The sequence below is a fragment of the Fulvimarina pelagi HTCC2506 genome (assembly GCF_000153705.1).
Taxonomy (GTDB): Bacteria; Pseudomonadota; Alphaproteobacteria; order Rhizobiales; family Rhizobiaceae; genus Fulvimarina; species Fulvimarina pelagi.
Window position 1 is genome coordinate 937,839 of the sequence record NZ_DS022272.1, and the last position, 25,011, is coordinate 962,849.

At 62.0% G+C, this 25,011-nt stretch carries 21 protein-coding genes and 1 pseudogene; 9 read left to right on the top strand and 13 right to left on the bottom strand.

Going from position 1 to position 25,011, the window contains the following annotated elements:
• The 5 genes and pseudogenes from FP2506_RS04295 to FP2506_RS04315 form a co-directional block, all read right to left on the bottom strand.
• A pseudogene (locus tag FP2506_RS04295) lies at positions 1-534 on the bottom strand (MFS transporter); the annotation flags it as partial.
• Between the two features lie 173 nt (positions 535-707).
• The gene (grxD, locus tag FP2506_RS04300; RefSeq protein ID WP_007066173.1) at positions 708-1,055 is read right to left on the bottom strand and encodes a Grx4 family monothiol glutaredoxin; all 348 of its coding nucleotides are present in this window, start codon (positions 1,053-1,055) and stop codon (positions 708-710) included.
• 98 nt (positions 1,056-1,153) lie between these two features.
• On the bottom strand, positions 1,154-1,390 hold the full coding sequence (locus tag FP2506_RS04305; protein WP_007066174.1) for a BolA/IbaG family iron-sulfur metabolism protein: 237 nt from the start codon (positions 1,388-1,390) through the stop codon (positions 1,154-1,156).
• Between the two features lie 85 nt (positions 1,391-1,475).
• Complete coding sequence (gene purL, locus FP2506_RS04310; RefSeq protein WP_007066175.1) at positions 1,476-3,698, bottom strand: phosphoribosylformylglycinamidine synthase subunit PurL; 2,223 nt, start codon at positions 3,696-3,698, stop codon at positions 1,476-1,478.
• A 123-nt stretch (positions 3,699-3,821) separates the two neighbouring features.
• Positions 3,822-4,238 (bottom strand): hypothetical protein, encoded by a 417-nt coding sequence (locus tag FP2506_RS04315; RefSeq protein ID WP_007066176.1) that lies wholly within the window; start codon positions 4,236-4,238, stop codon positions 3,822-3,824.
• Between the two features lie 175 nt (positions 4,239-4,413).
• On the opposite strand from FP2506_RS04315, the gene recJ reads away from it, so the two are divergent.
• Positions 4,414-6,198, top strand: coding sequence for a single-stranded-DNA-specific exonuclease RecJ (recJ, locus tag FP2506_RS04320; RefSeq protein ID WP_040489395.1), 1,785 nt, complete (start codon positions 4,414-4,416; stop codon positions 6,196-6,198).
• A 3-nt stretch (positions 6,199-6,201) separates the two neighbouring features.
• Here recJ and FP2506_RS04325 read toward each other — a convergent pair whose 3' ends face one another.
• The 4 genes from FP2506_RS04325 to FP2506_RS04340 all read right to left on the bottom strand — a co-directional run bounded on the left by FP2506_RS04325 (position 6,202) and on the right by FP2506_RS04340 (position 11,807).
• Positions 6,202-7,164, bottom strand: a complete 963-nt coding sequence (locus FP2506_RS04325; RefSeq protein ID WP_007066178.1) for an ABC transporter ATP-binding protein — start codon at positions 7,162-7,164, stop codon at positions 6,202-6,204.
• Positions 7,161-9,107, bottom strand: a complete 1,947-nt coding sequence (locus FP2506_RS04330; protein ID WP_007066179.1) for a dipeptide/oligopeptide/nickel ABC transporter permease/ATP-binding protein — start codon at positions 9,105-9,107, stop codon at positions 7,161-7,163. Before FP2506_RS04330 ends, FP2506_RS04325 begins: the two co-directional genes overlap by 4 nt.
• On the bottom strand, positions 9,104-10,048 hold the full coding sequence (locus FP2506_RS04335; protein WP_007066180.1) for an ABC transporter permease: 945 nt from the start codon (positions 10,046-10,048) through the stop codon (positions 9,104-9,106). The genes FP2506_RS04330 and FP2506_RS04335 overlap by 4 nt, the downstream gene beginning before the upstream one ends.
• A 202-nt stretch (positions 10,049-10,250) precedes the next feature.
• The gene (locus tag FP2506_RS04340) at positions 10,251-11,807 is read right to left on the bottom strand and encodes an ABC transporter substrate-binding protein (RefSeq protein ID WP_007066181.1); all 1,557 of its coding nucleotides are present in this window, start codon (positions 11,805-11,807) and stop codon (positions 10,251-10,253) included.
• A 367-nt stretch (positions 11,808-12,174) separates the two neighbouring features.
• Here FP2506_RS04340 and FP2506_RS04345 point away from each other — a divergent pair, with 367 nt between their 5' ends.
• Both FP2506_RS04345 and FP2506_RS04350 read left to right on the top strand, forming a co-directional pair.
• On the top strand, positions 12,175-13,086 hold the full coding sequence (locus FP2506_RS04345; RefSeq protein ID WP_007066182.1) for a class I fructose-bisphosphate aldolase: 912 nt from the start codon (positions 12,175-12,177) through the stop codon (positions 13,084-13,086).
• A gap of 142 nt (positions 13,087-13,228) precedes the next feature.
• The gene (locus FP2506_RS04350) at positions 13,229-13,603 is read left to right on the top strand and encodes a thioredoxin family protein (RefSeq protein WP_007066183.1); all 375 of its coding nucleotides are present in this window, start codon (positions 13,229-13,231) and stop codon (positions 13,601-13,603) included.
• A 116-nt stretch (positions 13,604-13,719) separates the two neighbouring features.
• On the opposite strand, the gene FP2506_RS04355 is transcribed toward FP2506_RS04350, so the two are convergent.
• The 3 genes from FP2506_RS04355 to FP2506_RS04365 form a co-directional block, all read right to left on the bottom strand.
• Positions 13,720-14,124, bottom strand: a complete 405-nt coding sequence (locus FP2506_RS04355) for a c-type cytochrome (protein ID WP_007066184.1) — start codon at positions 14,122-14,124, stop codon at positions 13,720-13,722.
• A 135-nt stretch (positions 14,125-14,259) separates the two neighbouring features.
• Entirely contained in the window at positions 14,260-15,207 is a 948-nt protein-coding gene (locus FP2506_RS04360; RefSeq protein ID WP_007066185.1) for a carbohydrate kinase family protein, read from the bottom strand.
• A 140-nt stretch (positions 15,208-15,347) separates the two neighbouring features.
• Positions 15,348-16,088 (bottom strand): DUF3750 domain-containing protein, encoded by a 741-nt coding sequence (locus FP2506_RS04365; protein ID WP_007066186.1) that lies wholly within the window; start codon positions 16,086-16,088, stop codon positions 15,348-15,350.
• 204 nt (positions 16,089-16,292) lie between these two features.
• Here FP2506_RS04365 and FP2506_RS04370 point away from each other — a divergent pair, with 204 nt between their 5' ends.
• Positions 16,293-17,297, top strand: a complete 1,005-nt coding sequence (locus FP2506_RS04370) for an asparaginase (protein WP_007066187.1) — start codon at positions 16,293-16,295, stop codon at positions 17,295-17,297.
• A gap of 69 nt (positions 17,298-17,366) precedes the next feature.
• The gene (gene hisN / locus FP2506_RS04375) at positions 17,367-18,143 is read left to right on the top strand and encodes a histidinol-phosphatase (protein ID WP_007066188.1); all 777 of its coding nucleotides are present in this window, start codon (positions 17,367-17,369) and stop codon (positions 18,141-18,143) included.
• Between the two features lie 268 nt (positions 18,144-18,411).
• Here the strand turns inward: hisN and secA are convergent, their stop codons facing one another.
• Positions 18,412-21,150: a preprotein translocase subunit SecA gene (secA, locus tag FP2506_RS04380; RefSeq protein WP_007066189.1), complete on the bottom strand. Its 2,739-nt coding sequence runs from the start codon at positions 21,148-21,150 to the stop codon at positions 18,412-18,414.
• A 311-nt stretch (positions 21,151-21,461) separates the two neighbouring features.
• Here secA and FP2506_RS04385 point away from each other — a divergent pair, with 311 nt between their 5' ends.
• The 4 genes from FP2506_RS04385 to FP2506_RS04400 all read left to right on the top strand — a co-directional run bounded on the left by FP2506_RS04385 (position 21,462) and on the right by FP2506_RS04400 (position 24,918).
• Entirely contained in the window at positions 21,462-22,349 is an 888-nt protein-coding gene (locus FP2506_RS04385; RefSeq protein WP_007066190.1) for a peptidylprolyl isomerase, read from the top strand.
• A gap of 118 nt (positions 22,350-22,467) precedes the next feature.
• Positions 22,468-23,733 carry a bifunctional glutamate N-acetyltransferase/amino-acid acetyltransferase ArgJ gene (argJ, locus tag FP2506_RS04390; RefSeq protein ID WP_007066191.1) on the top strand — a complete coding sequence of 422 codons (1,266 nt, stop codon included), beginning with the start codon at positions 22,468-22,470 and terminating at the stop codon, positions 23,731-23,733.
• On the top strand, positions 23,714-24,502 hold the full coding sequence (locus FP2506_RS04395; RefSeq protein WP_007066192.1) for a GNAT family N-acetyltransferase: 789 nt from the start codon (positions 23,714-23,716) through the stop codon (positions 24,500-24,502). The genes argJ and FP2506_RS04395 overlap by 20 nt, the downstream gene beginning before the upstream one ends.
• The gene (locus tag FP2506_RS04400) at positions 24,499-24,918 is read left to right on the top strand and encodes a (deoxy)nucleoside triphosphate pyrophosphohydrolase (protein WP_007066193.1); all 420 of its coding nucleotides are present in this window, start codon (positions 24,499-24,501) and stop codon (positions 24,916-24,918) included. The genes FP2506_RS04395 and FP2506_RS04400 overlap by 4 nt, the downstream gene beginning before the upstream one ends.
• Positions 24,919-25,011: the final 93 nt, after the last annotated feature.

The following is a 25,011-nucleotide window of genomic DNA, read 5'->3' on the forward strand; positions in this document are numbered from 1 at the left end:
GCGCGATGACGATGAAGATCTCGCGCCAAGATCCGAACAACATGATCCCTGACCGATGTTCGGCGCCACTACGGGGATCGCCATGAATACCATCATGACGAGCGACATGACGCTCGCCATCTTCCGGCCATCGAACGTGTCGCGCACAACGGAGATCGCGATGACGCGCGTTGCAGCCGCGCCGACGCCTTGCAAAGCACGTAGGCTGAGGAGGACCTCGAAAGTCGGCGTTGCAATCGCGACGAGCGACGCTGTGATGTAGAGTACGATCCCACCCAGCAAGATGGGCCGACGCCCAAAACGATCCGAGAGAGGTCCGAATATCAGCTGAGCGGCACCGAACCCCAAAAGATAAGCGGTGATGACGAGTTGTCGCTGATTTTCGTCAGGGACGCCGAGGGCCGAGCCGATGTCCTGAAGGGCAGGGATAAAGATGTCGATCGCTGCGGAGTTGAGCGCCATCAAACAGGCGATGAGCACCACGAGTTCCCAATAGGGGAGAGCTCGCGTATCGGCGTTCGACACGGCGGACATGATCGGGCTTTCGGATATTTTTTGACGCTAGATACTTGTGCAGCGCAAAAGGGTCTGCAAGGCCGAAAGACAGTTCGTTTCACGAATGACGCCGATTCAGCCTGGGCTAGACCTAAACGATGAGGGCCCGCCAGCCGGCGAGCCCAGGGTATCTATTGTCGGCTTTTATAGCTTTAGCCTGCAGCTGGCTGGGGCGCAGTGGTCGCGATGCCATTGTCTTCGAAGAACTGCTTGAGTTCGCCCGCCTGAAACATTTCGCGGACGATGTCGCAGCCGCCAACGAATTCGCCTTTCACGTAGAGCTGCGGAATCGTCGGCCAGTCGCTGTATGCCTTGATGCCTTGGCGCAGGTCGTCCGAGGTCAGGACGTTCACGCCTTTATACTCGACACCCATGTAGTCCATGATCTGAACAACCTGTCCTGAGAACCCGCACTGCGGAAAAGATGGCGTACCCTTCATGAAGACGACGATGTCGTTCGATTTGACTTCGTTGTCGATCCACTCATTCATGCTGCTCATTTCATCGTCCTATCGTCTTCGGGTTCAAAGCCCGAGGTGGAAACTTGGTAGTCGGCAGACATGATGGAAGGTGGGTTCCACCCTGCCGGTCCGCTCGACTAATCCTTCGGCGCACTGGTTTGCAATGCGAGGGCGTGAAGCTCGTCCCCAAGCTTGCCCTTGAGCGCCCGGTTGACGGCCTGATGCTGCTGAACACGCGTCTTGCCGCGAAAGCTTTCCGAGACGATTTCCGCCGCATAGTGGTCGCCATCTCCAGCGAGATCGCGAATGGTGACGGTCGCGTCTGGGATCGCCTCCTTGATCATGCGTTCGATGTCACCGGCGTTCATCGGCATCGGCGGTTTCCTCGCTCATTTCGTCTCGTTGGAGCAAAGGTAAGCCTCAAGCGCCCGCCCTTCAATCGCTCCACGGTGTGATCGCTCAGGCGGCGGCCGGTTCGAAGATCTCGCCGGACATGAAGTCCGGGAACCAGCTTTCGTGGGCGACCGTCATCTCGCCGACGTCAAGCTCTAGCCGATCCTCGATCTTCAGGCGCGTCCCGCCGGCAACGCCCAGGCGGCGGACCGGCAAGCCGGCGATCTCGGCTTCCTTCGCGATCCGCTCGACCTCTTTCGGCTTCACGGCGATAACGTACCGCGCCTGATCCTCGCCGAAGAGCAGCGCATGGCCGAAGCCCTGTCCTGCATCGATCCGCATGCCGCGCGATGACTGCATGCACATCTCGGCAAGCGCGATCGCGAGCCCGCCGTCAGAGATATCGTGGCAGGCCTTGGCGATTCCGCCAATGATGAGCTTGCGCACGAAGTCGCCATGGCGGCGCTCGGCATCAAAATCGACCGGCGGCGGGGCGCCTTCCTCCCGGCCTTCGATCTCGCGCAGATAGATCGAGGCACCAAGATGGCTGCCGTCGCCGCCGATGAGGAAGAGGACGTCGTCGTCCTCCATCGCGCCGATGGCAGCCGTCTTCGTGCGGTCCTCGATCAGGCCGACGCCGCCGATCGTCGGGGTCGGCAGGATCGCCTGACCGAAGGTCTCGTTGTAGAGCGAGACATTGCCCGACACGATGGGGAAAGCCAGCGCCTCGCAGGCTGCGCCGATACCCTCGACGGCCTTGACGAAGACACCCATCAGCTCGGGCTTTTCCGGATTGCCGAAGTTGAGATTGTCCGTCGCGGCAAGCGGCGTCGCGCCGACCGCCGTAAGGTTGCGCCAGCATTCCGCGACCGCCTGCGCGCCGCCGCGATAGGGATCGGCTTCGCAATAGCGCGGAGTCACGTCGGAAGAGAAAGCGAGCGCCTTGGTCGGATGCTCGTCGACGCGCACGACGCCGGCATCACCGCCCGGTCGCTGCAGCGTGTTGCCCTGAATCAGCGTATCGTACTGCTCGTAGACCCAGCGGCGCGAGCAAAGATCCGACGAGCCGAGAAGCTTCAGCAGCACTGCCCCGTAATCGGCTGGCTCGGCGATATCGCCGGCCGAAATCTCCGCGCGCGGCTTCGGCTCCACCCACGGGCGGTCATATTCCGGTGCCTCGTCGCCCAGCTCCTTGATCGGGAGATCCGCCACTTCCTTGCCGTCGAACATGATGCGGAAGCGCTTGTCGTCCGTCGTCTTGCCGACGATGGCGAAATCGAGATCCCACTTCCTGAAGATCGCCTCGGCGACCTCTCGCTTCTCGGGCCGCAGCACCATGAGCATGCGCTCCTGGCTCTCCGAAAGCATCATCTCGTAGGGGCTCATCGAGGTTTCGCGCACCGGCACGGCGTTGAGGTCGAGCTCAATGCCAAGATCACCCTTCGCGCCCATCTCCACCGCCGAGCAGGTCAGCCCAGCCGCGCCCATATCCTGGATCGCGATGACGGCACCGGTCTGCATGAGTTCGAGGCAGGCTTCGAGCAGGCATTTCTCGGTGAACGGGTCGCCCACCTGAACAGTGGGACGCTTCTCCTCGATCGTTTCGTCAAACTCGGCCGAGGCCATGGTCGCGCCGCCGACGCCGTCTCGTCCGGTCTTCGCGCCAAGATAGACGACCGGAAGCCCGATGCCCTCCGCCTTGGAATAGAAGATCGCGTCCGTCTTCGCGAGGCCCGCCGCGAAGGCGTTGACGAGGCAGTTGCCGTTGTAGCGGGCGTGAAAATTCACCTCCCCGCCGACGGTCGGGACGCCGAAGGAATTGCCGTAGCCGCCGACACCTGCGACGACGCCGGCCACGAGATGGCGCGTCTTCGGATGGTTCGGTTCGCCGAAGCGGAGCGCATTCATCGCCGCGATCGGCCGCGCGCCCATGGTGAAGACATCGCGGAGAATGCCGCCGACACCGGTCGCCGCACCCTGATAGGGTTCAATGAAGGAGGGGTGATTGTGGCTTTCCATCTTGAAGACCACGCAGAGCCCGTCGCCGATATCGACCACGCCGGCATTTTCGCCCGGCCCTTGGATCACCCGCTCGCCCTTCGTCGGCAGCGTACGCAGCCATTTCTTTGAAGACTTGTAGGAACAGTGCTCGTTCCACATGGCCGAGAAGATCCCGAGCTCGGTGATCGTCGGATCGCGGCCGATGAGCCCGCGGGCGCGCTCGTATTCGTCGGGTTTCAGGCCGTGAGCTGCGACGAGTTCAGGCGTGATGGAGATGTCGGTGTCCATGGCGTCTTTCGTGGCGAAGGCATCGGAGTTCCTGCCCGCGCTGTTACAGCATCGTGCGTCGCACACAAAGTGCCGATCAGGCGTTCGGCAGCGTTCTCATGAACCTTTCTACCCGTTCCGCCGTCAGCCGCCGGAACCCGGCGCGCCGGGCGGCGGAACGAGACCGATCGTCTTGAGAACCAGCGCCATGATCAACATCGCTCCAAACCAGTGCGCGCAGTGAAGCGCTATCCGACCGGCCGGAACACCGCGATATCCGAGCGTGACGACGAGGGCGGGCACGACGAAGCCGATCCAGATCACGACCGCGCTGCCGAGCGCCATCGTCCATTCACCAGCTTCGGGTGGGGCGAGAATGAGCGCGCCGGCGAGGATCGAGCAGAGCCAGAATTCGGCGAGAAACACGGTCGCGATGAAGCCGATGGAGCGGCGTCCTGCGACGCCGGAGGAGGGCACCGCCTTCGAAACGGCGGCACCGAAGAAGAGGCTTGCTATGGTTGCCGCTAGGATCGGAACGATGTTTAAGACGATGTAAATCAATGCAATTCCGTCCTTCCATCGCTCTGACACGCAAAGGCTATTGCTCGACCCGTGTGATTCAAGGCTGTGCGGCAACCTGCTGTTTATCTGCGCTCCAACTCGATCGTGTTCACGCGGACGATTGCGCCGGGAAACGACCCTCCCGCTCGGCGTTTGCATCGTCTATGACGGCGCCATGGCGAGGACAGGACAAGCATTCCTAGGGGTCGAACGATCGCTGAGTGGGCGCAGATGGCGCGCGGCGCTGGACGCGCGTGGCGAGGGGTTGGCGCTCGCCATGAGCCAGAAGCAGGGGATTGACGAGATCGTCGCCCGCGTGCTCGCCGCGCGGGGCGTGCCGGGGGAGGAGGCCCATCGTTTCCTCGCGCCGCGGCTGCGCGATCTGATGCCCGACCCGTCCGTTCTGACCGATATGGACGCTGCGGCGGACCGTATCGCGAGCGCCATACAGAAGCGCGAGCGCGTCGCGATCTTCGGCGATTACGATGTCGACGGCGCCTCCTCGTCCGCGCTCATGTGGCGGTATCTCGATCATTTCGGCATCGGCGCGCGCATCTACATCCCGGACCGCGTGACCGAAGGGTACGGGCCGAGCGTTGTCGCCATGCGCGAGCTCGCTTCCGAGGCGAGCCTCATCATCACCGTCGACTGCGGCACGGCAAGCTTCGATCCGATCGAGGCCGCGAAGGCCGCTGGCGCGGATGTTGTCGTCCTCGACCATCATCAGACCGGGCCGGACATCCCCTCGGCAACCGCTCTCGTCAATCCGAACCGCCAGGACGACGTCGCCGGCCTTGGTCATCTCTGCGCGGCCGGCGTCGTCTTCATGACGCTCGTCGCAATCAACCGTGCTCTGAGAAAGCGCGGATATTCTGACCTTCCCGACATCCTCTGCTGGCTCGACATCGTCGCACTCGCCACCGTCTGCGACGTCGTTCCACTCACCGGGCTCAACCGCGCCTTCGTCGTCCAGGGCCTGAAGGTGATGCGGACGATGAAGAATGTCGGGCTCGCCGCGCTAACGCGCATCGCGCGGCTCTCCGGCCCGATCGAGCCGCATCATCTTGGTTTCCTGCTCGGCCCCCGGATCAATGCCGGCGGGCGGATCGGCGATGCGGCGCTCGGCAGCCGTCTCCTCTGCCTCACCGATGGGGCCGAGGCCGAAGCGCTCGCTGCACGCCTCGACGGCCTCAATCAGGAACGCCAGGCCATGGAGCAGGTCATGCTCCGCGATGCCGAAGAGGCTATCCTGCGCGAGATCGGCACAGGCGAGGGGCCGCCAGTCCTCGTCACTTCGTCGGGCGAATGGCACCTGGGCATCGTCGGCCTCATCGCCGCGCGCCTGAAGGAGCGCTTCCGCCGCCCGGCCTTCGCCATCGCCTTCGATGGGAGTGGCAAGGGAAGCGGCTCGGGCCGCTCGATTGCCGGCGTCGATCTCGGCCGGCTCGTTCGCGACGCGGTCTCCCACGAGGTCATCGAGAAGGGCGGCGGGCACGCCATGGCGGCGGGCATCACCATCCGCCGCGAGCGCCTGTCCGACTTCCGCGCCTTCATCGAAGAACGTGCGCTCGATGCCGTCGCGAGAACGCGGGCGAACGAGAGCCTCGACATCGACGGTGCGATCAGCGCATCCGGCCTCTTGCCCGATCTCTACCGCGCCATCGAGGCCGCCGGTCCGTTCGGACAGGGCCATGAGACGCCGGTCTTCGCGCTCGGGAATCTGCGCGTCCTTAACGCGGACATCGTCGGACACGCCCATGTACGCGCCACAGTCGGCGGGCCGTCTGGCGGGAGGGCAGATGTCATCGCTTTCAAGCAGGCCGAGACGCCGATCGGCGAGCGTCTGCTCAAGCGCTCCGACCGGCCGGTCCATATTGCCGGCTCCCTGTCGCTCGACCGGTTTCGCGGCCAGGAACAGGTGCGCCTGCGCGTCATCGACGTCGCCGATGCGCCGGATTGAGCGCTATGACAATGGATGGTAGCAGGCGGTCCGCCGCTTCGAACCCGCGACTTTCGTCTCCAATGCTGGATCGACCTCTCTGCAATCCCCCTCCGCTCTCGGGCATCGCTCCGCAAAGGCGCAGCCCTTGGGCGGATCGTAGGGATCGGGCAGTTCGCCGGCGTCCCCGCCAGCCTTGACGCGCTTCTGACCCGGCACCGGGGCGGAGCGCAGGAGCAGGTCCGTATAGGGATGGAGGGGGTGCTCGAAAGCGCTGCGATCGGGCGCTTCCTCGACGATCCGCCCGAAATACATCACCGCCAGCCGTGTCGCGACGCTTTCCACCACCGCCAGATCGTGGCTGATGAAGATGTAGGTCAGATCGCGCTCGCGTTTCAGCCGACCGAGAAGATTCAGCACCTGCGCCTGCACCGAAACATCGAGCGCTGAGACGGGTTCGTCGAGCACGATGATTTCCGGATCGGCCGCGAGCGCCCGCGCGATCCCGATCCGTTGGGCCTGACCACCTGAAAACTCGTGCGGGTAGCGCTCGAGAAAGCCCGGATCGAGATTGACGGCCTCGCAGAGCTCTTCGAGCTTCGCCTTTCGCTCTGGCGAACCGAGCGCCCGCAAGTGCTTCATCGGCGCTTCAAGGATCGTCCGAATGCGATGGCGCGGATTGAGGGACGAGACCGGGTCCTGGAAGACGTATTGCACGGTTTTTGCGAGCGTCTGTGCGCCGCCTTCGGTCAAGTCCTTGCCGTTCAGGCGAATCGCGCCTTCGCTGGGCGTATCGAGCCCCACCAGCATCCGGGCGAGCGTCGATTTCCCGCAGCCCGATTCGCCGACGATGCCGAGCGTGTCGCCTCGCTCTATCGAAAAATCGACGCCGCGCACGGCGGTCAGTTCGGGCTTCTTTTGCCCGAAGATCGAGCGCCCGCCGCCGAACCGGCGCGTCAGGTTCGTCACGTCCAGAAGCGGGCTCATGCGCCCGTCTCCAGCGCTTCGCCGGGTGCGAGCGGATGGATGCAGCGCGCTTCGATGCGGCCGCGTTTCACCTCCATCGGAATCGTGCCCCGCCTACAGTCGGCCTCGGCGCGCGGGCATCGCGGTGCGAAGGCGCAGCCCTTGGGAAGTTTGTCGACGGCGGGTGGGCGGCCACGGATCGCGGAAAGCCGCCGGTCCGGCTCGCCCATCACCGGCACGCAGTCGACCAGCATGCGGGTATAAGGATGCGCCGGATTTGCCATCACTTCACCGGTCGGGCCCGTCTCCACGATCCGGCCCGCATACATCACAGCCACCCGGTCGGCGATTTCCGAGACGACGCCGAAGTCGTGAGTAATGAAGAGCACCGCCGTCCCACGCTCTTTCCGCAGGTCGTCGAGCAGCTTTAATACCTGCGCCTGAACCGTCACGTCGAGCGCGGTCGTCGGCTCGTCGGCGATGATCAGCTTCGGATCGTTGGCGAGGGCCATGGCGATGGAGACACGCTGGCGAAGCCCGCCGGAGAGTTTGTGCGGATAGGCATCCATCCGCGCCTCGGCATTCGGAATGCGGACCTGCCTCATCAGCGTCAGCGCTCTTTCACGGGCCTCCGCTCGGTCGACATCCTGATGCGCGCGGATCGCCTCAATCAGCTGCTCGCCGGCCGTGAACAGCGGATGCAGGGTCGCCAGCGGGTCCTGAAAAACATAGGCGATGTCGCCGCCGCGCAGGTTGCGAAGCCGCTTGTCGGAGACGTCAAGCAGGTCTTCTCCCAAAAAACCGATCCGGCCGCCAGCGATGAGGCCGGGCGGGGAGGGGACGAGCCCGGTGAGGCTCATGGCGGTGACGGATTTGCCGGAGCCCGACTCGCCGAGAAGCCCGAGGCATTCGCCGGGCGCGATCGCGAGATCGACGCCGCCGACAGCCTTGTGGATGCTTCGGCCGATGCGGAATTCGGTCCGGAGGTCCTTAACATCGAGAACTTGGTCGTCTCTGGCGCTGCTTTGTCCTGCAACTCGATCCTCGGCGATGTCCGTCCGCGCGGAAGGCCTTGCCAGCGCACCCGATCTCAGACGCGGGTCGAGCACGTCGCGAATGCCGTCGCCGAGAAGATTGATCGACAGGACGATGAAAAAGATCATCAAACCCGGCACAAGCGACACGAAGGGCGTGGTGAAGAGCACCTTCCGGCCCTCGCCCAGCATCGAGCCGAGATCGGCCTGCGGCGGCTGCGCGCCGAGCCCGAGGAAGGAGAGGCCGGCCGTTTCGAGGATCATCCAGCCGATCGTGGTCGATAGCGTGATGACGATGGTGGGCAGCACGTTCGGCAGAACTTCGGTGCCGATGATCGCGAGACTCGATTTGCCGGAAAGCCGTGCCGCATCGATGAATTCCCGGCGCGCAAGGCCGACCGTCAGCCCGCGAATGTTTCGGGCGAAGAACGGCACGTTGACGATGGCGATGGCGTAAAGCGCGTTGATGAGCCCAGGCCCCAGAATGGCGACGATAGCGAGCGCCAGCAGGATATACGGAAACGCCATCATCAGATCGATGAAGCGCATAAGCGCCTGATCCGTGCGCCCGCCCGCATAACCTGCGACGAGCCCGATCGTCGAGCCTGCGAACGCCGCGATCAGCGAGGCCGAGAAGCCGACGGCGAGCGAGACTCGCGTGCCCCAGATGAGCCGCGAAAGCATGTCGCGGCCGAGCGCGTCCGTACCGAGAATGTGGCCGTCCGCAAATGGCGGGGTCAGACGGCTTGCGGGATCCGTCGCGTTCGGATCGGCGAGCGGAAGGATCGGCGCAAGGAGGGCGGTGAGCACCACCAGCACCAGAACACTAAGCCCGAAAGTCGCGAGCCTGTTGTTGAAGAGGAGAGTGATCGAGGAGGGCCGGCCACTCCCCGCCTTCGCTTCGCGCCCTTCGGCCGCCACGGCGCTCATTTCAACCTCGGATCAAGCGCGACCTGAAGGATGTCGGCGAGGAGATTGAAGAGCACGTAGGAAGCAGCGACCACTAGAACCCCGCCCTGGACCAGCAGGATATCGCGCTGCGAGATCGCGTTCACCAGCATCGCGCCGATGCCAGGCCACTGGAACACGGTCTCGATATAGACCGCCCCGCCGAGCACGAAGCCGGCCTGGATGCCGATCACCGGGATCACCGAGACGAGCGCGGCCTTAAAGGCGTGGACATAGATCACCCGGCGCTCGGACAGGCCCTTGGCACGCGCCGTGCGGATATAGTCCTGCCGAAGGACTTCGAGCATCGCCGTTCGCGTCAGCCGCGCTATGACGCCAGTCGCGACGACCGCGAGCGTCACGGCGGGCAGGACGAGATGGTGGAGCACGTCCAGCGGCCCGCCGCCGCCATAGACCGCTTCCATGCCGCTCGCCGGAAACAGCCGGATTTTCACCGCGAAGTACAGGATGAGGATGAGGCCCAGCCAAAACGACGGGACTGAAATGCCGATCAGGACTAGAAGCGTGATCGCCTTGTCGGCGAGCCCGAACTGACGAACCGCCGAGACGATGCCGGCGAGAAGTCCGAAGAGCGAGGCGAGAACGAGCGACGCCCCGGCCAATATCAGCGTCGCCTGGAAACGCTCTAGCACCTCGTCGATCACCGGTCGGTTCAGTGCATAGGAGCGGCCGAAATCGCCTTGCAGCACGCCGGACAGCCAAGCGAGATATTGCTGCGGCAGCGACTTATCGAGGCCGAGGTCCTCGTTCAGTTCCTGAACGTTCTCCGGCGTCGCATAGGAGCCGAGGATCGCCGTCGCCGGATCGCCCGGGATCAGCGCGATCATCAGGAAGACGATGATCGACAGGCCAAACAGGACGGGGATCGCCGCAACGAGCCGCTTAGCGATGATCGCGGTCATGCCGCCGCCGGTCCGCTCGCGTAGTCGTCATTTCCGGACCCCGACCCGAGGATCCAGTCCGCTCGGCATTCAATATTGGAGCTTCGGCCTGCCGCATCGCCGGGCGCACACGCCGGGCGGAGATCGCCGTCATCGCGTGCGCCACCGCTGGAACCTCGGGACGGAGCCCCAGGGTGACGGCTGCGATTGTTCTCGGTCGAAATCAACCCTTGGACACGTCCTTCAGGATCAACAGGAAGCTCGGCTCAAGCGAGAAGTTCTGGACTTCGGCGCGGGTCACGGCGTTCTGCTTCCAGTTCGCGACGAAGGCCCAGGGCGCGTCGTCGTGAACGATCTGCTGCACCTGATTGTAGTACTCGGCGCGTTCGGCTTGATCGGTCGTCTGGCGCGCTTTGGTCAAAAGCTCGTCGACCTCAGGGTTGGAATAGTAGCCCGAGTTGAACCCCCCTTCGGACGGCAGCGCGTCGGACCGGAGCGCGAGGAAGGGCAGGGTGTCCGGGTCGTTTGTCATCCAGGCCATCTCGGCCATATCCGCTTTGCCCTCGAGTCCGGGATTCACGTTGGAGAGGAACGTGTTCCACTCATAGGTCTCGATGTTCGCGTTTAGGCCAACCTCGGCGAGATCGGCCTGGATCGCCGTCGCCATCGCCACCGGATCGAGCATGCCCGAGCCGCCTTCGGCGACGTAGAAGGTAAGATCGGCGCCCTCGACGCCCGCTTCGGCGATCAGCTCCTTCGCCCTCTCCGGATTGTGCGGGTAAGGCTCGACCGAGCCATCATTCGCCCATTCGAAGGCTGGCGGGATCGGCCCCGCCGCAACCTCGGCCGTTCCCTGCAGCACGTTTTCGACGATCGCCTGCTTGTCGATCGCGTAGTTCACTGCCTGCCGCACCTTCTTGTCGGCGAACGGCCCTTCTTTAGTGTTGAGGATCAGGAACCAGAGATGCGGCCCGGCCTCCTCGTAGACCTTGAAATTGGCGTCGTCATCGAAGGTCTGGAGGCTGTCCGGCGGAACCTCTACCATCATGTCGAGCCCGCCCGACAGCATTTCCGCGACTCGCGTATTTGCGTCTCCTACCGGTCTAAAGACAACGGCTTCGAGCTTCGGCGCGCCTTCCCAATGGTCGGCGAAGCCGCTGACGACGACGCGCTGATTGGCCTGCCACTCCTCAAACTTGAAGGCGCCCGTTCCGGTCGGATTGCGTCCGAAGTCGGCGCCGTGCTCCTCTACTGCGGCCGGTGAAACAATAAGGCCGGTGGGATAGGCGAGGTTTGAGAGAAACGGCGCGAAAGGTTCCTTCAGCTTGAACTCAACCGCCATCTCGTCGACGGCGGTGATCGTGTCGACAGAGGAGAAGAAGAAGGCGAGCGGGAAGGGACCGGTGTCGTGAAAGGGGTGATCGTCGTTCAGCATCCGCTCGAATGTGAATTTCACCGCCTCGGCGTTGAACGGTGTGCCGTCCTGAAAAGTGACGTCGTCGCGGAGATTGAAGGTGTAGGTGAGACCATCCTCGGAGATAGTCCAATCCGTCGCCAACGCGGGCTCTACCTCCAAAGTGCCCTTCCTGAAGCGAACGAGCCCGTCATAGACATTGACGAGAATGCGGAAGTCGTTCGTGGCCGTAACGGCCTGCGGATCGAGGGATTTCGGCTCGGCGATCTGGCCGACGAGAAGCACATTCGGATCCCCCTGTGCGCTCGCGGGTGCGCTCGCCATCAGTCCGAATGCCGCGATCGCGGCAGCCAGAATCCGTTTCATGGTCGCTCCTCTCAATTCACGCCGCTCAGTAGACAGGGTGAACTCTCCGACTGACAACCGGGCGATCGCTAAAACTTTTCCGTTTTGCGCCTGTGTCGATTGTCGGTCGGGATGAGGGCAGGGACGTGACATCCGCCTCGAATGCCTGGTCTTCTCATACTGCCGGAGTGATGTGAGCCACTCCGGACGCCATCGCGCGGCGACCTTAACGATGTCGGATGTTTTTCCAGTCCACGGTCGAGTCTAACCGATTTTTATCTGGTCGCGAGCCGACCGATCTCTGGACCTCGCCGCCTTTGAGCGGCATGTAGGCGACCACTGCCGGTCAACGGCCCGCGACATTCAACCGCTTGGAGGAGAGCATTCCATGTTGAGAACGGATACCGTCCGCAACATCCTGTCCTGGTACGAGGGCGAGACGCCCGGGCTAAAAGCCAATCTTTCGCGCCTTCTCATGCATGGACGGCTCGCCGGCACCGGCCGCCTCGTAATCCTTCCGGTCGACCAGGGCTTCGAGCACGGCCCCGCGCGCAGCTTCGCACCGAATCCGGTCGCATACGATCCTCACTATCTTTACGAACTCGCAATCGAATCGAAGGTCTCCGGCTATGCCGCGCCGCTCGGACTGCTGGAACAGGGCGCCGACACCTTCGCCGGCGAGGTGCCGCTGATCCTCAAGCTGAACTCGGGCAACTCTCTCGTTTCGGGCAACGACCAGGCGCTGACGGGCAAGGTGGAAGACGCCATGCGCCTCGGCTGCGTCGGCGTCGGCTTCACGATCTATCCGGGCTCGGAATCGTCCTACGAAATGCTCGAGGAATTGCGCGAGCTCAGCCTGCAGGCGAAGTCGCGCGGCCTGATGACCGTCGTTTGGTCCTATCCGCGCGGTGGCAAGGTGACGAAGGATGGAGAGACCGGCCTCGACATCATCGCCTATGCCGCGCACATGGCCGCCCTGATGGGCGCCACCATTATCAAGGTTAAGCTGCCGTCGGACCACATCGATCTCGATGCTGCGAAATCGACATACGAGAAGTATCCGCTCGAGACGAGCAATCCGGCCGAGCGGGTCAAGCACATCATGCAGTCGGCCTTCAACGGCAAGCGCCTAGTCGTCTTCTCAGGCGGCGGCCACAAGAACGAGACCGAGCTTCTGGACGAGGTTCGCGCGATCCGCAACGGTGGCGGCAACGGCTCGATCATCGGCCGCAACTCTTTCCAGCGCTCGAAGAGCGAGGCGATCAAGCTGCTCAACGACGTGATGGACGTCTACGCCTGATCTTCCGAAACGAAATCGGCGCAACGATCGATGGTCGGCCTTCGGGCTGGCCGTTTTCTATGACGACCCACAGCAGCAATTGGTCAACTGAAACCGCCGATCGATCCATGCTAACCTGAACGCCGATCGAGGAGGAGCCGGTATGGGTTTGATCGTAACAGTTTCGCGATTTGCCAAGATTGCTGTGATCTGTGCTGTCGGGCCGATCTCGCTTTCGCCGGCGGCCGAGTTACTGATGTTCGAGCAGGACGGCTGCCCTTATTGCGCGAAATTCGACGCCGAGATCGCCCCGGAGTATCCGCAGAGCGAGGCGGGGAAGATCGCCCCACTCAAGCGGGTCGACATCGCCGACGATCGCAGGGGCGGATACGAGGACATCGCGCCGGCGGTTTTCACGCCGACATTCGTGATGATGAACGATGCAGGCGAGGAGGTGGGGCGCCTCAAAGGCTATCCCGGTCGCAGATACTTCTACAGCGAGATCGAACCGATGCTCGATAAGCTGAAGCCGAAATAGAGAGAGATCGAGGACGAGTGCACCGATAGCGAAAGCATCGGCCTCGCCTAGCCGCATAGGAAAAGACGTGAGCTAGGAGCCCACGTCTTTAGAAAGTCCAAAGATCGAGGAAGTAATTACTGAGAGGTCGTACCGTCCTCATTGAAGGTCTTCAGGTATGCGATGACGTTCGCTAACTCATCTTCTTTCTTGAGGCCGGCGAATGCCATCTTCGTGCCCTGGACCGTGCCGCGCGGATCAGCGAGCCAAGTGCTCATCAGTTCGTCGTCCCACTGCTCTTTATCGGCCGCCCATTCGTTGAAATTGTTCGAATAGCTGTAACCCTCGATGCTCGCTGGAGCGCGATTCATGATCCCGTTCAGCTGCGGCCCGATGCCGTTCGCAGCGCCTTCGCCGACCTTGTGGCAGGCCTGGCAACGCTTGAAGACCTGCTCACCGGCTTCGGCGTCCTGTGCCTTTGCCGGTGCGCCGAGCGCTAATGCAAGCCCAGCGCTTGCGGCGAAGAGAGTGAGATAACGCATATTGTCCTCCCGATAGTGGTGGCTTGGTACCCGCCAAGGCCAGTCATATGTGAAAAAGCGGCCGCTTTACAATTGTTCCAGAGTAGAAATCAGGAAAAGCTGCCGAGGCTCATAATATTGCAACGCTTCTAGCCTTCAGAGAGGCGATAGGCCGAGATCGGCTCGGCGCGGCAAATCGGCACCCTGCCGTGAACAGGTCACAGCGGCTGCCTTCATAGCGAAGCTGAGCATCGCGTGAAGGTCAGTTTCGGAGCACTCCGCGAGTCCGGTCCTCGATAGACGGTGGTTTTCCATAAGCCAGACGATCAGCCCGGCCTGGAAGGTGTCACCGGCCCCGACGGTATCGACGACCGTGATTCGCTGGCTTTCCTCGAACGCCCTGAGCCCCGAGCGTGAAGCTGCCTTCGCACCCTTTCCGCCAAGGGTGATGACGACCAGCTCAGGGCCAAGAGCCAGCCAGTCGGCCTGAACGTCCTCTATAGAACGGCCGGGATAGAGCAATTCGAGGTCTTCCTCGCTCGCCTTGACGAGCGTTGACTGGGCAACGAGCTGGGCGACCTTTGCGCGCCAGACCTCCACGTCGGGCTCGATCGAGAGCCGGATGTTCGGATCATAGGAGATGAACTTTTTGGCGCTCTCGCGTTTCGCGAGCGCGGACAGCGCCGAAGCGGTCGGCTCCGTGACGGTCGCATAGGAGGCGAGATGGATGCCGACGACGTCGTCGAGGGTTCTGGGGAGTTCGCTGGTTTCGATCGATCGGTCCGCTGTCCCTTCGATGTAGAAGTCGTAGACCGCGGTGCCGGTCTCGTCGAGCGAGACGATGGCGAGCGTCGTGTGGCGCTCGGTCGGAATTGAGTAGCGTCGGTCGATCTTCTCCTGGTCCATGAACCGCGCAAGCCGTCTGCCAAAGACGTCGCTGGAAATTTTTGTAAAGAATCCGGTGGGGTGGCCGAGGCGCGCAATGCCGAGGGCGACATTGAGTGGTGATCCACCCACACGTCCCGCCAGATCGATCGCGGCGACGTCATCGCCCTCTTTTTCGCCGAACAGGTCGAACAGCGCGTCGCCACAAGACAGATACATCAAGCACATCCTTCCCCGGTTTGCGGCACCGTACCGCACCTCGGTCGATAGGACAGACGCAATGTCGAATAAAGGTGCGGTTGCCGAAACGCCAATTGTCGGACAGGCTCGCCCGATCGCTGAACAGGTCGATGCGATACTCAGGTAAGCGAATACGTCCCGAACGCGGGTATCTTCACAGAGAGGTCGAATGGATCGATGCCGGCGACGAGACCAAAGAGGTTGATCTCGAAGCCAGCTTCCGGTCCGAGGACAAGCCCGGCATAGCCGAAGAGCGAGATCCGCAATTCAGATCGCTCCGCATCGAAGGTGGCGAGCGATCCATCCGCTGGAAAGTCCCGTCCGACAGCCACTGGTGGAAGCATAGCCCGAAACGACGGCACATCGCGCAGTACGGTAGCGACGAAGGTATTCGAGTTCGGACCGGGAAAGATTGTGTAGTCGCCTCGGTTGGAAAACCGGTACTCGCTGATCGCCGCGCGAAGCTTCGGAATCAATTGGGACGCTTCCTCGCCATGCACCTCTGCCACGATGCGCGGCACATTGGAGTACCACCGTCCGTCCGCATCATAGGCGTTCTGGCGCACCGGATTGCCCCAACCGACGACGTCCCAGCGCTCGTAGCGGGATGCGCCGGCATCCTTCAAAACCAGCCAAGAGTGCTCGGACACCGCCCCCTTCAGTCCGCCCGTGCGCGCGGCCATGACGTAGACTGCGGGCTCGGGGCTCTCGCTCGCCACCGGCAGAACACGGGCCGAAGACCAGTCCGCCTCACGCCAAGATCGCGGATTGTCTCCCACCCACCAAAGTGCAGCCGACAGCGTAGACGGCAGTGCGAAGACAAGGAGAACGAGCACGAGCAGAGTTTTCAGGAATCTCATTGCGGCTTAAATGGTGACGAATGCAAGCGGACCTGGTTCACAGACCCCTCAACGTAGAGATCGGCGGCATATCCGCTAGCTGCGGACTGAGTTGCAAATGCGACGCGCAAACGGGTAACGCAGTGCGAGAAAGCGTCGAACAGCGCTTGCCTCTGTCGGATCTCGCATCGGCAGGTTCCATCTCTAGGAAAGACGAAAAGTCTCGTGACAAACCCCGTTCTCGTCGAAGCCACACGTGGCAATTTTGCAGAATGCCTCTATCGCGGTGCTTTCGCAATTGTCGATGCAAACGGGCGTGTCGTCTCCAATCAGGGCGATATCGAACGCCCCATCTTCCCCCGCTCCGCTATAAAAGTTTTCCAGTCGATCCCACTCGTCGAGACAGGGGCGGCTGACCAGTTCGGCCTCAGCGATGCAGACCTCTCGCTCGCTTGCGCCTCCCATTCCGGCGAATCGGGACATGCGGTCCGGGCTGAGGCAATGTTGGCGAGCGCCGGTCTCGACGACTCGCATCTCGAATGCGGATGCCACTGGCCGCTCGATTTTCCGGTGGCGATTGATCTTGCCAAGACTGGGAAGAACCCGACCCCGCTCCACAACAACTGCTCGGGCAAGCACGCCGGGTTTCTCTGTACTGCCGTTCACGAGAAGGACGTGCTCAAGGGTTATGTAGGGTCCGACCATCCGGTGCAGGTGAGGGCCCGGCAGGTGATCGAAGATCTCACCGCCACTCAGCTTGGAGCCGATGTCTGTGGGACCGACGGATGCTCGATACCAACTTATGCTGCGCCGTTGCGCGCCTTCGCCTACGGTTTCGCCAAGCTCGTCACCGGGAAAGATGTCGACGCTGATCGGGCGAGAGCGGGCCAGCGGCTGATCGCCGCCTGCATGGCGCATCCTTGGGAGATGTCCGGCACGAAGCGCGCCTGCCTTCGGCTCATGGAGGCCGCCCCTGGCCGCGTCTTCGCGAAAACAGGTGCCGACGGTGTCTATTGCGGCGTGATCCCCGAACTCGGTCTCGGATTTGCGCTGAAGATTGACGATGGCGCGACCCGTGCCGCCGAAGCGCTTGCCGCCGCCGTGATAGCCCGAGCTTTGCGGGAAAGCGATCCGGCAATCGCCGAAACCTATGACCGTCTTTCGACGACAGTTCTTAAGAACTGGGAAAAGGTCGAGACCGGGATCGTCCGCCCGCTTCTGTCACAATGAGAGGCTGCATTCTCGCGGTCTTCGTATTAGCTCTTCCGCCTCAGCATCGAAACAAGGACGCCCGGCCCAATGACTGCCGTCTCCGATCGCGAATTTCTGCTGTCACTCGCCGATGCCGCCGATGAAGTGACGCTGCCGCTCTTTCGCCGCCAGATCGGCGTCGACAACAAGCTTGATGCCGATTTCGATCCGGTGACGGAGGCCGACCGTGGTGCCGAACGCGCCATTCGAGACCTGATCCGAAAGTCCTATCCAGAGGATGCAATACTCGGCGAGGAATACGGCGAGGACCGCGGTGGATCGCGCAAATGGGTGATTGATCCGATCGACGGAACGCGTCTCTTTATAACCGGCGTGCCGCTCTGGGGCACGCTGATCGGGCTAATGGAAAACGGCCGGGCGACCGCCGGCATCATGTCCCAGCCATACACCGGCGAGCGTTTCCTTGCCGGTCCATGGGGTGCGGAGCATCTGCGACAAGGTATGGTGACGCCGCTGAAGATAAGATCCACAAAGCGCATCGAGGACGCCATAATGTTTTCGACCACCCCACGGCATTTCGAGGGGGATGTTCGATCGCGATACGAGGCGCTCGAGGCAAAAACCAAACTTACTCGCTTCGGCACGGACTGCTACGGTTTTTGCATGCTTGCCGCAGGCCATGCCGACCTCGTCGTGGAGCGCGATCTGAAGCCCTATGACATTGTCGCGCTCATACCCATTATCGAGCAGGCCGGAGGTATCGTGTCCAACTGGAGCGGCGGGCGGATGGAAGACGGTGGAGATCTCATCGCTGCTGCGACGCCGCAACTGCATGCGGCGGCGATGGAGATGCTGAACGGGTAGCCGCGTTTAGCTGCGCCGGCGAATAGCGACCTGGGATTGCGTCGAGGCTTGGCGGCGGCGTCTTGGGTTGCTTGTGCCTTAAGGCAGTTCCAACCCATCCCCAAACTCCGTCACCCTCGGCCGTCAAGCCGAGAGTCCAGAAGCCAAAAATGCGAACCGTGTTTATCGAGCCGCGGATCGCCGAGCACGTTCTACATGAAATAGGCCAACGGCACTCAGCATCCTTGGGAGGGCGTCCAAGGATGACGGTCAGCCGCCGGAGTATGGCTCAGACGTAAGCTCCGTGGCAATGCTTGAACTTCCTGCCAGAACCGCAGGGACAGAGCTCGTTGCGACCAACCTTGCCCCACTGATCCGGATCGTCCGCGTCGACCCTAAGGCCGTCCGCTGCCGTAGGCGTGAAGTTCGCCGTCATCCTGTTCGATCCGTCGCCCATCGTATCTTCGCCGGTCGTTGCATCGAAGTGGTGCGCTTCCATCTCTTCAGGCGGCGCCAGATCGTGTTGCGGCCCATTCTGCTGAACGATCTCGACCTGCATGACCTGCGTCGTAACCCGCTCTCGCATGTTGGCCAGCATCTTCTGGAAGAGTTCGAAGGCTTCCGACTTGTATTCGATCAGCGGATCGCGCTGAGCGTAACCGCGGAAACCGACGACATTGCGCAGGTGATCGAGATTGACGAGATGCTCACGCCAAAGACCGTCGATAGTCTGAAGCACGAGCGAGCGCTGCACATAAGCCATCATGTCTTCACCGAAGCGCTCGGTCTTGTCTGAGACGTGCTTGTCTGCCGCTTCCGTCATGCGCTCTCGGATGTCGTCCTCCGCGACGCCCTCTTCCTGCGCCCATTCGATGACGGGAAGGTCGAGATTGAGGATTTCGCGCGTCTCGTCACGCAGCTCGGTCGTCGTCCACTGCTCCGGATAGCTTCTCTCTGGGATGTGCCGCTTTACGAGGCTCTCGACGGTTTCATGACGCATGTCGGTGGTCGTTTCGGCCACCTCTTCCGGGCTCGCTTCCATGAGTTCGACGCGCTGCTCGAAAACGACACGGCGCTGATCGTTCATGACGTCGTCGTACTTCAGGAGGTTCTTGCGGATATCGAAGTTGCGGGCCTCGACCTTCTTCTGGGCCCGTTCTAGGGCTTTGTTGATCCATGGATGGACGATCGCCTCGCCTTCCTTCAGACCAAGCTTCTGCAGCATCCCATCCATACGGTCGGAACCGAAGATGCGCATCAGGTCGTCCTGAAGCGACAAATAGAATTTCGAGCGGCCTGGATCGCCCTGACGGCCGGAGCGGCCACGCAACTGATTGTCGATACGGCGTGATTCATGGCGCTCGGTCGCTAGAACGTAGAGCCCGCCGTTCTCGATCGCCTGCTTCTTCAGGAGACCGACTTCGGCGCGGATCGCGGCTTCCGCCTTCTGGCGCTCGGGGCCTTCCGGCATGTCGCCGAGCTCGGTGTCGATCCGCATCTGCGGATTACCGCCGAGCTGAATGTCTGTGCCGCGGCCGGCCATATTGGTCGCGATGGTCACCGCGCCCGGCACGCCGGCCTGTGCGACGATGCCGGCTTCTTCCTCGTGATGGCGGGCGTTGAGCACCTTGAAATTCTTCAGCCCATCGCGCTTCAGAATCTCTGCGAGGTGCTCTGACTTCTCGATCGAGACCGTGCCGACGAGAATGGGCTGACCGCGCGAATGGGCGTCTCTAATTTCCTGACTGATCGCCCGGAACTTCTCCTCGAAGGTCCGGTACACCTCATCGTCCTCGTCGATACGTGCGATCGGGAGGTTCGTCGGTACCTCGATGACGTCGAGCCCGTAAATGTCACCGAACTCCGCCGCTTCCGTCTGCGCCGTGCCTGTCATGCCGGCCAGCTTCTCGTACATCCGGAAGTAATTCTGGAAGGTGATCGAGGCCAGCGTCTGGTTTTCGGGCTGAATCGTAACGTTCTCTTTGGCCTCTAGCGCCTGATGGAGACCTTCGGAAAAGCGCCTTCCCGGCATCATGCGGCCGGTGAATTCGTCGATGATGACGACCTCGTCGCCGCGGACGATGTAGTCCTTGTCGCGCTGGAAGAGCTGATGGGCCTTCAGCGCGTTGTTGACGTGATGGACAATCGCGACGTTCTCAATATCGTAGAGGGAGGCGCCCTGAAGATGGCCGGCTTCTTCCAGCAGGCGTTCCAGCTTCTCGGTGCCGTCTTCAGTGAAGGTCGCGGTCCGCTGCTTCTCGTCGAGGTCGTAGTCTTCCTTCGAAAGCTGCGGGATGAAACCGTCGATGGTTTTGTAAAGCTCGGATCGATCGTCGAGCGGACCGGAAATGATCAGCGGCGTACGTGCTTCGTCGATAAGGATCGAATCAACCTCGTCGACGATCGCATAATGATGACCGCGCTGCACCATCTGCGCGCGCTCGTATTTCATGTTGTCGCGAAGGTAATCGAAACCGAGTTCGTTATTGGTTCCGTAGGTGACATCGCAGGCATAAGCAGCCCGGCGCTGCGCATCGCTCATGCCATGCACGATGACGCCAGTCGTGAGACCGAGGAAACCGTAAAGCCGGCCCATATCCGTGGCATCGCGGCTGGCGAGGTAATCGTTCACCGTGACAACGTGAACGCCTTCGTCTTTCAGCGCATTAAGATAAACGGCGAGCGTCGCAACGAGCGTCTTTCCCTCACCGGTTTTCATCTCCGCAATGTTGCCGTGGTGAAGGACGATGCCGCCGATCAGCTGAACGTCGAAATGGCGGAGACCCAGAGTGCGTTTCGAGGCTTCCCTGACGACCGCAAAGGCCGGAACCAGAATAGTATCGACCGACTTGCCTTCGGCTAGCTGCTTCTTGAATTCATCGGTCTTGCCGCGCAGTTCCGCGTCGCTCAGCTGTGAAAACTCGTCTTCCAGAGCGTTGATCGCATCGATCTGGTGTCGGTATTTTTTGACGAGCCTGTCGTTCGACGAACCAAGCAGTTTGCGGGCGATTCCGCCGAAACCCAGCATGAACCAGTCCTTCTCGACCTGTTGCGATTGACCGGCATGTCGCGCCGGACCGAGCCCGGCCGCCGCGCTCTCGTATCGACCCGCGTACGGCCACGGGGAGCCTTGGCAAAACTTAATCCGAAGGCGGCTGGACTTTCGGGACGGGCGAGAGATAAGAGGGGGCCAAACCGTTGTCAACGGCGGTCAGGCCCCCACTTCCGGGCCGTGTGGGCATCGAAAGGCCATGTTTTTCACCATCTTCGCACCCGGTAAGACGAAGCTGGTCGCTTAAGTCTTATCGCACGATCACATCCGCAAGGACGCACCTCACCATGCTCCATCGCAAACGTCTCGGCTTGTTCTCCGCAACTGCTGCTCTCGCACTCATGACGGCAGCACAGGTCTTTGCACAGTCTCCCGTCGTTGCGACCGTAGGAGAAGAGGAGATCACCGAGGCTGATCTTACGGCCGCTCAGGCCGAGATCGGTGGCGATTTCGAGCGGGTTCCCGAGGACCAGCGCCGGATCGCGGTTCTCGCTGCCCTGATCGACATCAAGGTACTCGCACAGGCGGCCGAGGAAGCTACCCTGCAGGACGACGCGCAGATCGCCGCGACGATCGATTTCCTGCGCGACAGGACGCTGCACAACGCCTACTTCGCCCGAGAAGGCGTCGACACGGTCACCGACGAGGAATTACGCGCCCGCTACGAGCAGGAAATCGCAGCTATGGAGCCGCCGCAGGAGGTCCGTGCCCGGCACATCCTTCTCGAAACCGAGGACCAAGCTCGGACGGTGATCGAGGAGTTGCAGAACGGCGCGGATTTCGCCGAACTCGCCACGGAAAAATCAACCGGCCCCACGGCGCAAAACGGCGGCGATCTCGGCTTCTTCGCCGACGGTCAGATGGTCCCGCCCTTCTCCGAAGCGGCCTTTGCGCTGGAACCCGGAGCGATTACCGAAGAGCCGGTACAGACCCAGTTCGGCTGGCACGTCATCAAGGTCGAGGAGAAGCGGCAGGCCGAGCCGCCGGCCTACGAGCAGGTGCAGGAGCAGATCCGGCGTGCCGTGCTTCAGGAGAAATATGTGGGTCTCGTCGGCGAAGCGCGTGAGGAACTCGGCGTCACCTATGTCGATCCAGCGGTCAAGCAGCAGATGGACGATCTAAAAGCGAAGGCTGATGCCGCCGCCGCTGAGATGCGGGGCGGTTCCTCGAACTGAGCCGGACGCCGCCGAGGCGCCAAAACTGCGATCCGCCAGCTGGCCGTCTTCGTTGAAGGCGGCCGGTTTGGTATAGGAATCGAAAGACCGTTCCCGGCAACTCACGAGACGCAAGACAATGCCGCAGACGCCCAAGGCGGGTACGCCGCCGCATGTATCGCCGCTGGCTCCCGGCGTAATTCCGGACGTCCCGCCTATTGAGGGAGTGAGGATCGCGACAGCCGCTGCGGGCATCAAATATCCGGGCCGGACCGATCTTCTCCTGATGGTCTTCGACGAACCGGCCGCCGTTGCTGGTGTCTTCACGACATCGCGTTGCGCTTCGGCTCCGGTCGATGTTTGCAGACGCAATCTCTCGGTCGGGCGGGCGAGGGCGCTTGTCGTCAACTCCGGCAATGCCAACGCTTTCACCGGCAAACGCGGTAAGGAGTCGACGCGTCTGACGGCCGAGGCTGCTGCCAAGGCGGTGGATTGCTCGCCGGAGGAGGTGTTTCTCGCATCGACCGGCGTCATCGGCGAGCCGCTCGATCAGAGCAAGTTCGTCGGTTTGCTGGATGATCTCGCCGGCGAAGCTAAGGCCGATCGTTGGCGTTCGGCGGCCGATGCGATCATGACCACCGACACCTTTCCAAAACTCTTGTCGCGCACGGTGTCGATCGACGGAGTGCCAGTGACACTCAACGGCATCGCAAAGGGCGCCGGCATGATCGCTCCCGACATGGCGACGATGCTCTCCTTCATCGCAACCGATGCACCGATCGCGGCGCCAGCCCTGCAGTCGATGCTTGTCGAAGCGGTCGCGCCGAGCTTCAACTCGACGACTGTCGATGGTGATACCTCGACTTCCGACACGCTTCTCTTCTTTGCGACCGGGAGGGCTCAGGCCCGAGGGTGTGCGCCGGCCGTCGACGCGAGCGATCCGCGGCTCGCCGAATTCAGATCTGCCCTCAATGGGCTTTGTCTCGATCTTGCACGGCAGATTGCGCGCGATGGCGAGGGCGCTCGTAAGGAGATCGTCGTGACGGTGGCGGGTGCGGTGAGCGACTATTCCGCCAAGCGTATCGCCATGTCGATCGCCAATTCACCGCTCGTGAAGACCGCCGTCGCCGGTGAGGATGCAAACTGGGGCCGCGTCGTCATGGCGGTCGGCAAGGCCGGGGAGGAAGCCGACCGCGACCGGCTGAAGATTTTCTTCGGCGATGTGCGCGTCGCGGTCGACGGCGAGCGCGATCCCGACTACGCAGAGAGCGTCGCGGCCGCCGCCATGAAGCGCGACACAATTGAAATCCGCGTCGACATCGGTCTGGGTGACGGACGTTGGACGGTCTACACCTGTGATCTGACAAAGGACTATGTCGCAATCAATGGCGACTACAGAAGCTGACAAGACGGGCCGGCTCGCGAATATCCGGCGTCTCGAGGCGCTGGGTTTCCGCGCGTTTCCCGCGTCCACCACCGAATTCGATGGTACCTGGGCGATCCGGTTGACCCCGGCCTACCCGGCCAAGCGGCTCAATTCCGTCAACCCCCTCGATCCTGGAGACAACGCGCGCATTGCCGAGCGCATCGAACAGGCGTCGCGGCGTTTCCGCGATGCCGGGCGTGCACTCACCTTTCGCCTTTCGCCGCTGGCGCCGCAGGAACTGGTGAATCACCTTGATGTCGAGGGATGGAAACGTTTCGACGAGACTTGTGTCCTTACGGCAGATCTCTCCGCCATCGACTTGTCCGGTTCGATCGACAGGCTACCGTTCAAGGACGTCGAGCGCTACGTGGAAGCAAGTCTCTCAGTACATGAACGATCTCAGAAACTAGCAAACGGCTTGAAACGTGTGATCGAGGATATTGCACCGGTAAAGACGATGTACATCCGCGAGGCGCCGGACGGAAAGCCGCTCGGCGTTGCTATGGCGATTCACGAACGAGATATTTCCGGCGTACTCGACGTTGCGGTCGCGAAGGAGCGGCGACGCGAAGGAATCGGTCGAGATCTCGTCAGTTCCGCGCTTGCTCAGGTTCGTAATCGCGGCGCGAAGTCTGCGTGGGTGCAGGTGGAAGCCTCGAACGCACCGGGTCTCGCTCTTTATCAGACGTTCGGCTTTCGCGAAGCCTATCGTTACGTGTACCGTGCGAGGCGCACGCCACAGCTATGACAGACCGATCGAGCAAGACACTTCTTCTCGTTTCGGCATGTGCACTGGTCGATACGGACGGCAGGGTGCTGCTCGCGCAGCGTCCGACAGGTAAACCACTCGCCGGTATGTGGGAATTTCCGGGCGGCAAGGTCGAGCCGGACGAGACACCAGAGCAGACACTCATTCGCGAACTTCGTGAGGAGCTTGGCATAGAGACGCAGGCGGCTTGCCTCGCACCGCTGACCTTCGCCAGCCATACCTACGAGCGATTTCATCTGCTGATGCCGCTATATGTGTGCAGGCGTTACGAGGGGATTGCGCGCGGCCACGAAGGACAGGCAATCAAGTGGGTTTGGGCGAGAGATCTGAGAACCTTCCCAATGCCGCCCGCCGACGAGCCGCTGATCGCGCCGCTGGTCGAGCTTCTAGGATAGCCTTCGAGTATAATATTCGGAACGAGCTGATCTCACCTGATAAGATCAATCAGCCAACTGGCTCGGAAATCGATCGTCGTGGTGTGGTCCTCG